Below are 14,021 nucleotides of genomic sequence, written 5' to 3' on the forward strand. Positions count from 1 at the left end.
CGCCGTTTTCAGGCGGGACTCTAGGTGCTGCCATGGCTTACACGAATGCAATGGCAATTAACGCTACTACATCGATACCTGTTTACAACATAGATTTCAAAGTAGATGTGATGTTTTTATCCGGGCGTATATTGCTAAAAAATCCGGATGGTTCACCGATTAGTATTGGCAACGCAACTGAATATGAAGCTACAGCGCCTGATGGTAAACGCATTCTGCAAGAAAGTTATGATTTCGACGGTGATGGTACCCCTGATCGTGTTGTATTAGGTCGAATGGTTGATCAGCCGCAAGATGATGGCAGCACCAAAAAAGTATTCGAAGCCTATCCAGCGGAGCAAACAGATAACATAACTGATGAAAACGCGCTGCAAGGCGTATACCTAAGTGCATCAGAAAGTGGAGGTGCAGATCAGGAGCCTGATTTTGTTCGATTAGCCGATACTAAAAAATCATTCGCGCCTAATGGGAAATTGAAAAGTATAAGTAAAGATGATTTAAAAAATACCGATATTTATGTATTTCGTGAGTCCACAGGTCAGCTTGTTCTTGAGCGAAATGGATTAAAAGATGAAGAGATTGCCGGTCGTGTCGATATCGGTCTAGGAAAGGATGATCAGTATTATTACTACCGCTTAATGCTGCGTGGACCAATGGATAACCAACTGAATGTTGGTGCCATCAATCGCAGTAAAAATTGGGAGGAGTGGGCGGAAGAGTATCGCTTGGCAGAACCTTTTCGTGAGCGTGAATCGGATTATTTAAAATCTGGTGAGTGGGTGCGTTTAGTTGTCATCAACCGCGCCACAGGCTATATGGGTACGCAACGTATCCAATTAGGCGATGCGAGTAAAAATGCGGGCAGCATGCTCAGCGTTAAGCTGGATGATATCTATCTACAACCGCCAAATTTAAAAATTTGGGCGGAGCGCAAATACACCCCAGAGAAGGGCATTGCAACTAGTGATGTTAACGGTAATGAAAAACACTACTTGATTGGTCAAGAAGGCGTCGCGCTTACTAGTGATACTTTGGTAGAAGTATTTACTGAGTGGTTGGATGAAGAAGGGCGTCCTTTGCCGGAAGGTCTGGGGGCAGATGACGGCGAACAATATGGGCTCACTGGCCGTTTAGCTCGCACTACAGGTAGAAATACCTTAGGTGTTGTTGGCGGCGATCTCGCTAATTTTCCTATCCCACCAGGGCGCAATATTCAGGTTCTTAAAATTAGCGACAATCTTACTACACCGGAAAACTTTTACGTTCACGTAGTAGGAACCCAAAAAGATGAAAACCCAAACTTCAGTGGCAGCAACACCGCGCAAGGTTTAGCTGGGCGCCCCAATAAATTTACCCCCTTCCTAACGCCACTTTATGATGAAAACAAAAACTGGCAAACCTGGAGCGCCTACCAGCAATTAAAACAAGAGTGGGCAGGCGAAGAAAATCCGGATGAAGCGAATAAACCAGCAAAGCCATTGCCTTTTTATGTATGGGGCTATCGTCCAGAATACCAATTTAGCCAATACAATTTGGAAATTGCAGAGCTAAACCGCGTAGTTGCTGATGAAAATGGCGAAGAAGAAAAAATCGATATATACAACGCCACAACACCGGTCATTGCCTCCAGCGACAAATTAATTGAGTTGCTCTATTCCTTATTAGGCCCGAACAGTGAACGTCTGGATGCCATCGATGGTCCCCAGGATCTGGTTTTTGCTCTGGGTGAAGAAGAAATCAAAGTAGAAATTGGCTCAGACAAGCAAATTCGTTTTGAAAATATCGAGCACCTCGCGAGCTTAATGCCGGAAGATTTTCTAACCATGCGGTTGTACAGCAATCAGGATGCGGGGAATGTTCTGTGGGAATATGCGTTTGAACATGTAATTCTCGTCCCGAATGTTGATCCCAGTGTGGTAGTAGAAATACCGGCTGATAACAATCAATTTGCTATTTCAGCCATATATCTTGGATATCACAGTCGCAGTACCGAGAACCAAACAGCTCAAACAATTAGTTGGGAGGTCGATGGCACCTATGGGTATTTTTCTCCCTCCAGAGAGGCCGCCGCAGAGGCAGTTTTTGCTACCACATTGAATACTACCAGGACCAGTAGTGACCAAGTTGCAAATGTTACTGTGCGTACAGTTGATGGGCAAAAAATAAGTGGCCCGCGTTTCAAAGTTGTCCCCGGCGTACCTGATGAGATCAAGGTTGATATTGAAGGTGAAGCCACCATTGCCGGACGTGGTGCGATTGAGCTGACCGTGAAGGTAAAAGATAAGCATAACAATAAGATCGCTGACGGCACTGAAGTAGCAATTTCAGCAGATTCTGATTTGGTCATTGAGGGCAACGGTCTTACGGTTAATGGTGAAACAAAGTTCACTATTAAGGGGTATCACACGAGTGGTGGTAAAAACCTCACGATAGTTGCAGGGAATGTTGAGTACTCCCACACAATTAATATCATACCTGTTGATTTGAGTGTAGACGTGCCCGCACGTGCTGATATGAATAGCTTAGTTCCGGTAAGTATTTCTGCAAGTGCAGGCGATATAAATATAGATGGCTTAACGGTTGAACTGCGAACTGATTCAGGCAAGGTAAAAGATAACGTTTTGAGTTTGTCGTCAGGGAAAGCGTCGACGCAGTTGGCTGTTGGCAAAGCGCGTGGTCCAGCAACGGTTTTGGCAACGCTGGCAGGTGAGCAAGCCGTGGGCCGATACATAACAGATTATCCCGCTGCGATTGATATTGGTGAGGCTGTTTTGGTGGGTGATAGAGCCACAAATGGAACAGTCACCGTTGATAAGGGCAACGGGGAATCTTTTGAGCAAGCCTATGTTGTTAGCACCGATATTACTGTTAAAGGTGCCCCAGGCGAGTCTGTTCCAGTTGCAATTGGAGATCTTGCGAATCCTGCGATAGAACCTATTGCGTATTACAACATGAATAATCTTTATGGCGATAAAGTTGTCGGGGATGCTTACGGCATAATCGACGCCCAATGGCAATCGGTGGTGCAGTCTGAGGAAAGTAGCGAAGGATTTGATGGTAGTTACCAATTTTCAATTGATTCCACGGTAAATGTACCCGCACATTCGGCCTTCAATAAAGCGGGCAATATAGGACTAGGTTTCGAGGCAAAACTAGCTGCCCCGGGGATTGTTGTGAGTTTTCTGGCAGCAGGGCAGCAACTCGAATTGTTAGCGGGCGGTATGTTGCGTTTCTCTCAGCAGACTGAGCTGGGTACGGAATCGATTGAGATTGAAGATGTTGAGTTAAACACGTGGCATCGTATAGGTGCGCACTATAAAAATGGAAAATTAATACTGCAAGTTGGTGACCAACGCATTGAAAAAAGCATAGCGGGGAATGCGAAGTCTCTGCCGGGCGCCGACGCAATCGTTATAGGTGGTGGATTCAAGGGATTGTTAAATCAGTTAAGGGTAATTGATTGGAATGGACCGACATTGGCGACGTTGCCAAACGGGCAAACCGAAATGAACGTGACGATTGGCTCGGCAGGTTCTGCTGTTGTTAAATTGTCTAGTACAGGAAAAAGCGGGCAGCGACCAATTGCCAGTTATGATCCAAAAAATCCATTGAGGCTTCCGATTGCGAATGCCTATGCACAAAATTCATCTGGTGGTTGGTGGGGTGATATAAAAGCGGGAGCCAAAACAGCCGCAGTCGCTTTAGTTGACGCATATGTATACGCAAAACAAATGGAGAGGGCTTTTCAGTTAGGGTTGATATTAGGGGACACCAGCACCCCGGCAGGCATGGTAGGCGACATGGTAATGGGCTTTATTCCGTTTGGTGATTCACGGGATGTAGCCTTGCAAAATTACTACAAATATTATGGCAATCCGGAAGATTACGACGAAATCATTCTATACCTTGCGTACATTGGTTTAGGGGCTGACGCATTGATGGTTGGCTTCCCGGTAGTTGGTGGGCCACTCAATGCAGCTGTGGCCACTATAAAACCCGCAGTAAGATTGATTCGAGCATTTCCGATGAGAGGTGTGTTAGCCAAAGAGCTAGCAAATTTAGCATCCATAGCAAAGCAAGCCCAACAATCTGGTGATTGGACAGCTTTTAAAAGTCGCGCCGAAATAATTTTACCGTTTTTACAATTATTTGCTGCAGTGGCTTTGGATGAGGACTTACGCAACTTGTTGTCGAACGCGGTGCGTAATTCGGTTGATTTGGAGAATTGGCTAAAGTACTTGGCTCGCTCCGTAGATATTCTCACCGCCCAGAAAAAATCCATAGCATTGATAGAAGAAGCATATGCGTCCACTTCTACAATCAAAGAAATTTTAAGAAAATACGATAGTTATATGAGGTCGTTAGAAGAAACTGGTGAAAGAGCTGGGGCACTTTTAGCAGATTCAGTGGCCGCAATTAATGAAATTGGAGCTGTTGGTAGGTGGCCGACGGAGCTCCTACAACAAGAGGAAGCATTAGTCGCAGTTGCTAATATTGGAAAGTTGGGTGGCTTTGATGCATTAAGGAAAATGAGTGAGTTCGATAACTTCGGTAGATTTTCAATCACTAATGTTACTAACGCATTATCCAAATTAAATTTAGCTAGCGATAAAATATCCCCCGCAGCATTGGATGGTTTAAAGCGAGTTATAAGTGAGCTGGGAGCGGGAGGTTATAAGGCTCAAGGCGCCGCGCATCATCTGCGTACAATTGTGCATTTACAGAAACAGTCTGGGGTCTCTATAAAGGACGTAGAAAAACAAGCCCCTGTTCTTGTAAATGGAACCAAGCTTAACCATCAGCGCCGAACAGATACAATTTATGAAATCGGGAGCCTTACGATCCACGCTGAAAGTAAGTCATGGCGCCCAGATAAAATTAAGGAATATACGAAGATGTATTTAGGGGTTTCTGGGAATTATGACAAAACGATTGCGGGCACCGCAGACGAAATCACAGAGCATGCCAAGGTAATTAGCAACTTTAAAGAGAAGGGAGCGCAGCTTTTTTCCGATTTGCTATCTTTCGCGCAAGATGGTTTTAAAGGCAGGAAGTGGTTTTTGGATGATCGAGTAACAGATGGAGGTGAACTGTTTAAAGATACAATCATAGAGGCGTTAGAAAAAAATACCGCATTGAAGAAAAAATTAAAAGATACATTGAAGCAGAATGGAAGAGTAATGACTGATGATCAGCTGGATGATTGGATTGATGATTTAATCGAAAAGCTTGATGATTTTGTTGAAATTGTGCCCGCGACCTAAAGGTAGGCCAGTATGTTTTTATGTAAGATTAGTGAATTTGGTTCGCCGCAGGAAATTGTAATCGCTAATAACCGTTTGTACTGGCGGGATAAATATTTTTTCTACGATGAATATTTACATCCATTACATGCTGTGGATACAGATCTATATGGCATTTTTTATGTGGATGATGGAGCCTGGATTGAATATAAAGATGGCACAGGAAAAATAATAGCAAAGCACTTGACTTTTGATGCATGGGGAATTGGCGCTGTTAAAAATCATAGATACTGCTATGGCTCTGTAACGATTGGTGAAAAAATATTTGTTGTTGATGGAAGAAGAAAGGACAAAAAAATCCTGCTTTGTTGTGGCGATAATGAGGTCGCGTCTGTAAATATTCCTTGGGTAGAGCGGTACTTAAAGGCATATGGAAAACTGATATACGCATATGCTGGCCAAACAATTCATTGTTTTGATTCCAGCTTAAAAAGTGTTTGGAGTGAAGAATTGGATGCTGAAGTTCTTTCGACCTATATTGAGGTTGATACTTCAAATGAAATGAATGCGATTCTGATCGTATATTTTGGCTCGGATTCGACGTCTTATGGGTTGCGAGCATATCGAAGTGATAATGGTGATTTGGTATGGGAAAGAAAGTTTGAGGCTAAAGCATCAGGTGTAAAAATTTCAGAAGGAAAAATATACCTGTGTTGCAAAGGTGTTTTTATTCGATTGAATGCATTGGCCGGAACTACAGAAGTTGATCAGCTATTATCGTTTGAAAAGGATGACGGAAGTTGGTTTTCAATTAGCGCTGTTGTACCCATTAAAAATAAAATTTTATGTTTTTACGAGCAAAGTAAATTTATTGAAGTAAGAACGAAAGACGCTAAAATCCTGCTGCAAAAAATTACATTACCTGAAACACTTTTTGTGTTCCCCTCTGAACCTAGTGTGCTCGAACACGCAGGTAGATACTACTTTGGGCTTGAACACCAAGTGATGTGGTTAAATCCAATGAAGTCGGCGCACGCTGTGTTAAGGTTAGATAATGCGGCGCCTGAGGATTGCGAGGCGACGTTCGAAAGTCGCCCTCCTTATACAGTGGAGCCTATCAAAGATTCTAATGGAAAAAATGGGTTCTATATTCGAATGGAAGGGGATGACCCAGAAAAAATTATTCGTTATGCCAATGTTGTGTTAAAAGAGCTTGCATATATGAATGGAAAAACTTCTGAAATTGAATTCGAAAGTCGCGACCATGATAATGCCGGCGTGATAATTTTGGAAGTTAACACTAATAATCTGCCTAGCAATAGAAATATATCAGAGTGGACAGAAATATTTTCTGTTATTAAAGAGCGAACTGAAGACGAGTTATCTATTAATGGAGTTAAAGCTGGTGACGGCGAAAGCAATTTTGTAATTGATTTGCGAGTCTTATGAGGTTTTTGATAAAAAATTCTATGAAGATTAATTTGATTCGTTTTATATGAAAACAACTAGAAAAATCCTAACGATCACCCTTTTAGGTTTTTCATATCTACTTCCAGCATCAACGTTGATTTTACAAAAGCGGTATAAATATGCCGCCTTTTGCTTTTTCTGCCTGTTCATTCTTTTTTCAACTCCCGCTTGGTTAAGGCTGTGGAGCAGTCCTGTAGGATTTTTACTTTCGTTGGTCTTGGTGGTATTGGTGTGGACATGGTTTTATTTAGTGGCTTTGCGAAAATCAGCCAATAACATAGTGTTGGGATTGCCTTCCCTGTTGCGTATAACTCTCTGCTGCTTTATCTACCCAGCAATAATTGTTGTTGGTATTTTACTAAGCAAGTGGCTGTTGGGTTATCAACTCTTTCACGTGCCAACCCCCTCTATGACTCCAACGCTAATTCCCGGGGATTATGTGCTTACAGATACCTGGGCTCAAAATACTAAAAAGTCCGATATTGTTGTATTTAACAAATTTCAGAGGGCGTATACCGTTTTTAATGTTAAGCGCATTACTCATTCGGAAGGCGATATTTTCCATGAAAAAGTACTGAGTGATAGTCAGGTTGCTGTCATGGGTGATAATCGCGATAACAGTGAAGATAGCCGGGTTTTCGGTGCTATAAACAAATCCGATATTGTCGGTAAAGTTGTTTGGATTGCATTCTCGTATGATGCTCAGTCAGGTTATCGACGGGAAAGATTCTTCAACACACTAAGTAAATAAAATTTTAAATATTTTTGTAGATGTTCGCCCTCTAAACATTAATTTGGCCAGTCCTTCAAGCCTCAACGCTGGTACATCCGGAGCTGTAGTCGTCACTGTCACTGATGCAGATGGAAATCCCGCTGCTGGTGTTGATGTGAGCCTTGGTTCTACATACGGTTACCTGCAACAAAAAGAATTGGTAACCGACTCATCAGGCAAGGTCACGACAATTATCACCGCGCCTGGTAGTGATGGAACAGGCGAGGTTACCGCACAAGTATTGCGCTCAGGCTTAGTAAAGAAACCCTTTGCTGCTACCTACGCAAATCCTGATGAGAGGGATCTTGAAGTTGCCCACGCATCAATGATTGGTGATCAAACGGCAGCAGGTGTTTTCAATTACGACCGCTTTGATGGCAATGCGGTAAACGTTGCTTACAACACCAGCAGCACTATTCAAGTAAAAGGCAATGCTGGCGATTCAGTCACGGTGACATTGGGTGATAGCCATGATCCCAACCTCGCACCTTTAGCTGCCTATTATTTCAATCATGTTGATGCCGGCGCTATTGATGAAGATACCGGCCGTTACCCCCTGCGTGTAATTCATGCATCTGCACAGCCGAATTCACGTATCGGTGCTGGTAATAGCATGTCCTTTAGCGGGGATAGCAGCAAGGCATGGGGCGATGGTCTCAGGGAAATAGGTCTGCCGCAATCCACGGGTTTTGCGTTGGAAATTTTACCCCGCGGAGAATCCGGCGGTTCAATAGTTAACCTAGGGCAGGGCGCCCAAGTACTTTCCTATGACGACATGCGTTTCACCTTTACCGTCAGAACTGCCGATGGTGAATTCAGTGTTAGTAGTGAGGCAATATTCCCTGCCCGCTGGTATCAAGTCTCTGCACGCTATCACGCGGGCAAATTGGAATTGCTGGTTAACCAAAATCATTATGAAGTTAGTGCGACTGGCGCTATTGATTATCAGTGGACGAACAATGCCAGTGGTAATGATGATGCAGGTGCAAGTCATGATCTGGAAATCGCCGGGGAATTCAATGGCAATCTTGATAACCTCAAATGGTACAACTTCAACTCGTCGCCATTAATGCGGTTTGAAGATGGTACTACGCAAACCACCGTCACTATTGACACAACCCAAAATGCAACGTTGGTGTTAAACAGCACCGGTAAACTACATGAACACGGCGGTGATTTAAGTATTCACCGCATTGCGATTCATACAGACAAAGTGAATCAGTATGCATCGCTAGTGTCACTTGATGCATTCAGAGTCATGGCGGGTATGCACAGCGAGGGCACTCCCTTAGATGAGCAAACCGTTTCCTTGCCGTTGAGCTTCATGTTCCCGCAAGCAAATGCGAGTTGGTACATGGATGCATTGAGTTTATTTTTCCCCATCCAAGAACTCTCTGCCGTATTTGAACAATTAACCTATGCCGTAACTGATCCAGATAGATTCGAAGGCGATGTGTTTATTGTTAACTTAATTGTTGCTGCCACATATTTGCCACCCGGTAGGGTTTTGCAACCTTTTGCGAGAACCCTCGGCGTATTATTCAAAGCCCTTAAAGGATTCAATCCAAAATTTTTGAAATATTTTGGCGGTATGTTTAGTAGTGTTGTATCAAAAGCGAAGAAAGGAGATTTTGATGCCCTCTGGAGTATGATTCCCTTCTTCATCACCATCGCTGAAATGTACAACGATGAAGAGGCTCGCAAAGGTTTGGAATTTCTATTCCAAACAGTGGATAGCGGCGAGGATATTTTAAGCTGGGTGGAATATTTGGCATTACCAGCAGAAGGCTGGGATGGCGATGGTGAAATCCCTTCTGTAAGTATGTTGTTGAATAATACTCAGCAGCAATTACCACTGAGCTGGATGATGAATCAAGCCTATGCAGCGCCGAATGTGAGACGAATTTCTGGTGGCAAGATCGGAAGAGTTCTAGCAAAAGCCAGGAAAGTAGTGGGCGGTGAAGATGCCAAAAATTTACCGGATGCTTTAAATGTCATTAAAGAATCCATGGGTGGACCAGGTGCAAAGGCAATCGCAGGGCATCTATTCTCATTGAGCACATTAAGTGCTGCTGTGAAGTTGTATTCCAGAGCGGGTGCAAAATCATTGAAAAAATTTGCAAAAGGTAACGGTAATACGCGCTACCCCTTCCCTATAGTTGCTGCGACTGTTGCGTATTTGGGTTGGGAGATGACATGTGGTGCGTTAAAAGATGGTACCGCGAGTGAAGAAGATCAAGCGGCGGCAGCCAGTTTAGAATGTGGTGATAAAGGGTTAAATGCCCAAGTGTCAGAGGTGGTTGGTAAAAAGCTAGCTATCGTATTCTCTGATGCAGCTACAGGCTCTAGCTTGACAGAAGAAGAGCCGACGGATGATGAAAAATTAAGCCTAACGTTATCTGGCAATGGGCACGGGGCGTTATTTCATTTGGTGCAAACGGCTTTTTACCAATTAAAACATCGTGCAGGTGCGCTGCCGATTAAATTTATGGAAAAAGGTCGTTATGTAACGATTGTAAATGATTCAGATTTTTCGGAGAACAAAAACCTCAAGGATAAGTGTAAAAAGGGCAGTGGTGCTGGAGAAAAGGGATGTGTTAATTTTTTATTACGAAATGTGGATATTATCTTGGGTAATGGTGATGTAACGTTAAGCGGAAAGACCTATGTTGCTACGAATGCATCAAATCAGCCAGAAACATGGGTTGAGCTAAAATCTTGGAGAGCCAAAAGCCAAAAGCCAAAAGCCAAAAGCCAAAAGCCAAAAGCCAAAGCGACAGGGAGACCTTTTATAACGAAACCGAATACGGGGCTAAGGTACCTTGGGTTGTATTGGGAAAATCACCGACAAAAGCAGATAAAAAGAATGATTCCATGCATAAACAATATAGTTTGGACCGTGCGGCAGCCAATTTGGAATATGCCTTCCTAACAAAAGCAGAAACCCAAAATGGTAGTAACTATGCTGTGCAAACAGTTGATAATTTCATATGGAAATTTCATAAATTTAAAGTTATGAATGGTAATCAAGTCAGACAAATTAGCCCCAAGGTTAGCAATGGTTCTAAATTTTCGGTGTTGGTAAAAAAACGTCCAAATATCAATATTTCCAGTGAGAATAAAAATGAGTTCCTTAATATGTCATTTGGAATTGATGCTACGCACTTACCAAAGGTGGAGGTATCAGGTGCTGCTGATATTATTGAGTTGCTGGCGACATACGGTTTTGAAGAGTTGAATGATTTGGTTATAGATGAGCCGGCGGATTAATTATGATTGATTTGAGATTTACTCAAAATCCTGAATGGATTGCAGAGCGTGAAAATAAATGGGATGGCATAAAAGAAGATTACAGTGATGGGTATTCGCGCAAACAGAGGGAAAAATTCCATCACTACTTTTTAACAGGACAGTTAATAAATTCTAAAGATATATACTTTACGCAATTGTTTGAGTTGTTTCCTCTTCAGTCTCTTGATGCGCATGAATATATCTTTAAATCTTTATTTAACGCTGAAAAATGGTCAAACAAAGAAATTGAGTATTTTTCCAGGGATGTGGTTCTGAAGGGGAATTTGTATGAGGATCATGAAAAAATCATACGTTTTTACTTGGGGGATAGCTATGATCCGAACAGGAAAATACCTTTCCTGGTAAAAGATGAGAAAGAAAATAGGGCTTTTAATCCAGATCCTTACAATCTCATTTTACATATGATGCGTCCGATAACGTATTGGCTCAAAAGATGGTCCGAAGACGAAGATTATTGTATTGGAGTTGTTTTATTAGACTATATTTTTTCGTTGATTAAAACTCAAACTGAAGAATATTTTGGCCGTGTAATATCCGATAATCCTTCAAAAGATATACCTTGGGATGAACGGCAGGAAATAAAAAAGGTTATTGCTCGCCGTTTAAATTTTAGCGAATTCTTGAGGGCTGTATCCGTTACATCAATACTACATGATAGAAATATCGACTCAGTAAATGAAAAAAAGGGCATCAAAGCAAAAGAAATTTTCGCTCGTTTAGATAATATGCGTTCACCTGAGTATTGTTCAGAGCTTATTGATCACTGGCAGTGGGTGAAACGTAGATCTTTCATCTACGAACTTACTTTTGATGTGGGTTCAGATATGGCAGATTCATTCTTTTCTGCTTTTTATTATTTTCGTACATGCTATTCGTTAGTAACTGTTACCGAGCACTTTCTTCCTGTAATAGAAGACTTAGACCATTTTAAAATATTAATCGAACAGACAAGATTGGATCATGATTTTATGATTGAAAATTATGAATATCATGATGAAAGTCAAAAAGGGCGCGTCTATTTCTCATGTGTCACGAGAGAGATCGCAGAAAATATAAGGTCAATATTCGAGCTATGTCCTTTGAGTAACTTGGAAATGGTAAATTTGGTGAAGGATTCAACATAGCATTTACAATTTGATTGATAAAAGAAAGGGTAGAGGAATTGACGAGCCCGCGGACTAATTATGGTAGATTTAAGCTTCACTAAAGACCCTCAGTGGGTTGCAGAACGCCAAAAAAAATGGGAACTGATTAAAGAGTATGTTTGCGATGAGCTTTCAAAAAAGCAGCGTGAGCAGGTTTATCAATATTTCATGTATGGTACTCCCCCCAAGAAAACAACGGACTTTTATTTTACGCAATACTTTAATTTCTTCCCGCTACAGACCGTCGATGGACATAAATTTGTTGCGGAAAATTATTTTTCGCCTTCTGAGTGGACAGAGAGGGAGTTAGATTCTTTCGTAAATGGCATTTTGCTGCGGGATTTAGAAACTATTAGCAGGCAAGAAAGGTTAATGCTGTTTAATCATTATTTAGGTGATCGGTATGATCCTAACCGGCAATTTCCATTTTTAATAGCTCAGGAAGAGGAGTTTCGGTCATTTAATCCAGACCCTCTGAAGCTGTTTAGAGTTTTAAATATCGCTTTAAGGCAATGGATATATGATCCCCAATATGAAAGTAGTTTGAATATTGCCCCTAAATTAATAGATTTTTATTTTTCTTTGATTGATTATCAGCCTGCACAAAATCTCTCTCACAAGCTACCTCCAAAACCAGCATATGATTTGGATGAGAGGTTAAAACATAGCATACAGATAACTATCGATGCTTGTGAATTAATACGCGACTTGATGCGATTGGTTTATACCTGCTTTCATTTTCCAGCTTATTTTTCTGCCCAAGATGAAAAGTTTGACGTTATCAGTGATCTTTTCCATCGATTTGAGTCCATGAAAGAGCCCGCATTTCCTAAAGAGTTAATAGATCACTGGCATTGGGTAAAACGCCGTTCAAAACTCTTCGAATTAAGCTTCCAAATACCAGAAGGAATGGAAGATGAAATTCATCAAATAGAAGGTGATTTGATGAGGAATAGTGAATTTATTGTTGAGCATCTCGAAAATATAACTGGAGTAGATCTCCAGAAAGCAAAACAACTGCTAGCTGAATATAAATTTGATGAAAACTATTTTGTTGAAAAACGTAAGGATGCGGAGGCTGGTGGCAGAGATATAATAGCGTTTGCCTGTACTGATAAGGCCGTTATTGATGTCTTATCGGAATTTTTCATGGCTTGTGGCGTTACCAAACTTAGCTGTACAGAAATACTGGGTTAGTTCTATGCCTTATCTTATTTTCAATGTTACTGAAGACCAGATTAGATTATGGGAAGAAATTTGCGAATCCTTAGTTGATGGGACAGCGGATGCTAGTCTTCAGGATAAAATGGAAGTCTTTGGCAAAGAGGTCGATGAAAAGCTTGAGCAGTTAATCGACAACTTCGGGTGTAACGAAGCGTTTCGCATCGAATTTTGGGGGCATGACGCTACTGAATTTTCTATAATGGTTATCTCGCCAAATGCAGATCATGAAGAAGCTATTATGGAGCTTCTCTCTGCTTGCCCCATTACAAATTTGCATTATGGTGAAGTTGCAGATTGGTAAGTGCCAACTAAATTAAGAGTAATGTGTTGGGTGTATTGAACCGGGTGGCAATATTACTATTCTGAAATTTTAATAGTTCAAATCTAAACTGGCAGACAATTTTAAAAACCGGTAACTGTCGGACCCGGTCTGAACTAGTGCACAATTTTAATGTGGGCAAGTTCAGTTCAGTGTAATGACAACGTTAATCCACTACATATAAAGAAAAGGCCAGCCTCGCGGCTGGCCTTTGTTCGGATGTTGCTTCCTGCAAAAACTAGAGCCGTTTCGCCAGCGCAACGGGCGGGATTTGGCTAAACCATAGACATCTTACCAAAAACCTTCATTTACTCAACCTTGCTAATTCAGAGAATCTATTTGCTCGGTTCTGTTCCAGGAATAATCGTCTACTCTGGAGATTAACCTAAAGTTCACACCATCCAACTGTCTGTTGTTTTGCGTTTAAAACTGACCCACTAAACCCCCATATTTGCGTCGAAAATTGACCCACGTAAACCGACTATCCTGCTTGTTTTTTGAGCGGGAGATAGGAGTGATTAACGTGGCCATTTTGA

8 protein-coding genes are annotated in these 14,021 nt (G+C 41.8%); all 8 read left to right on the top strand.

The window, feature by feature from the left end; genetic code table 11:
- Positions 1–32 precede the first annotated feature (32 nt).
- Genes SPL68_RS18165 through SPL68_RS18200 form a run of 8 tightly spaced genes read left to right on the top strand, consistent with a single transcriptional unit; the run spans position 33 to position 13,467 of the window.
- Positions 33–5,264, top strand: a complete 5,232-nt coding sequence (locus tag SPL68_RS18165) for a hypothetical protein (protein ID WP_323816594.1) — start codon at positions 33–35, stop codon at positions 5,262–5,264.
- A gap of 12 nt (positions 5,265–5,276) precedes the next feature.
- Positions 5,277–6,692, top strand: coding sequence for a hypothetical protein (locus tag SPL68_RS18170; RefSeq protein WP_323816595.1), 1,416 nt, complete (start codon positions 5,277–5,279; stop codon positions 6,690–6,692).
- A gap of 46 nt (positions 6,693–6,738) precedes the next feature.
- The gene (locus tag SPL68_RS18175; protein ID WP_323816596.1) at positions 6,739–7,464 is read left to right on the top strand and encodes a S26 family signal peptidase; all 726 of its coding nucleotides are present in this window, start codon (positions 6,739–6,741) and stop codon (positions 7,462–7,464) included.
- Between the two features lie 43 nt (positions 7,465–7,507).
- The gene (locus tag SPL68_RS18180) at positions 7,508–10,417 is read left to right on the top strand and encodes an Ig-like domain-containing protein (RefSeq protein ID WP_323816597.1); all 2,910 of its coding nucleotides are present in this window, start codon (positions 7,508–7,510) and stop codon (positions 10,415–10,417) included.
- Positions 10,360–10,755, top strand: a complete 396-nt coding sequence (locus SPL68_RS18185) for a hypothetical protein (RefSeq protein ID WP_323816598.1) — start codon at positions 10,360–10,362, stop codon at positions 10,753–10,755. Before SPL68_RS18180 ends, SPL68_RS18185 begins: the two co-directional genes overlap by 58 nt.
- Before the next feature lie 2 nt (positions 10,756–10,757).
- Positions 10,758–11,921 (top strand): hypothetical protein, encoded by a 1,164-nt coding sequence (locus tag SPL68_RS18190; RefSeq protein ID WP_323816599.1) that lies wholly within the window; start codon positions 10,758–10,760, stop codon positions 11,919–11,921.
- A gap of 60 nt (positions 11,922–11,981) precedes the next feature.
- Positions 11,982–13,139 carry a hypothetical protein gene (locus SPL68_RS18195; RefSeq protein ID WP_323816600.1) on the top strand — a complete coding sequence of 386 codons (1,158 nt, stop codon included), beginning with the start codon at positions 11,982–11,984 and terminating at the stop codon, positions 13,137–13,139.
- Between the two features lie 4 nt (positions 13,140–13,143).
- The gene (locus SPL68_RS18200) at positions 13,144–13,467 is read left to right on the top strand and encodes a hypothetical protein (RefSeq protein WP_323816601.1); all 324 of its coding nucleotides are present in this window, start codon (positions 13,144–13,146) and stop codon (positions 13,465–13,467) included.
- Positions 13,468–14,021 lie beyond the last annotated feature (554 nt).

This window comes from Cellvibrio chitinivorans (genome assembly GCF_035117775.1).
Taxonomy (GTDB): Bacteria; Pseudomonadota; Gammaproteobacteria; order Pseudomonadales; family Cellvibrionaceae; genus Cellvibrio; species Cellvibrio chitinivorans.

What these genes read in the sequence shown, in the direction of transcription:
- SPL68_RS18165 (WP_323816594.1), top strand. Translation starts at nt 33, where the DNA reads ATGGCTTACACGAATGCAATGGCAATTAACGCTACTACATCGATACCT.
- SPL68_RS18170 (WP_323816595.1), top strand. Translation starts at nt 5,277, where the DNA reads ATGTTTTTATGTAAGATTAGTGAATTTGGTTCGCCGCAGGAAATTGTA.
- SPL68_RS18175 (WP_323816596.1), top strand. Translation starts at nt 6,739, where the DNA reads ATGAAAACAACTAGAAAAATCCTAACGATCACCCTTTTAGGTTTTTCA.
- SPL68_RS18185 (WP_323816598.1), top strand. Translation starts at nt 10,360, where the DNA reads ATGCATAAACAATATAGTTTGGACCGTGCGGCAGCCAATTTGGAATAT.
- SPL68_RS18190 (WP_323816599.1), top strand. Translation starts at nt 10,758, where the DNA reads ATGATTGATTTGAGATTTACTCAAAATCCTGAATGGATTGCAGAGCGT.
- SPL68_RS18195 (WP_323816600.1), top strand. Translation starts at nt 11,982, where the DNA reads ATGGTAGATTTAAGCTTCACTAAAGACCCTCAGTGGGTTGCAGAACGC.
- SPL68_RS18200 (WP_323816601.1), top strand. Translation starts at nt 13,144, where the DNA reads ATGCCTTATCTTATTTTCAATGTTACTGAAGACCAGATTAGATTATGG.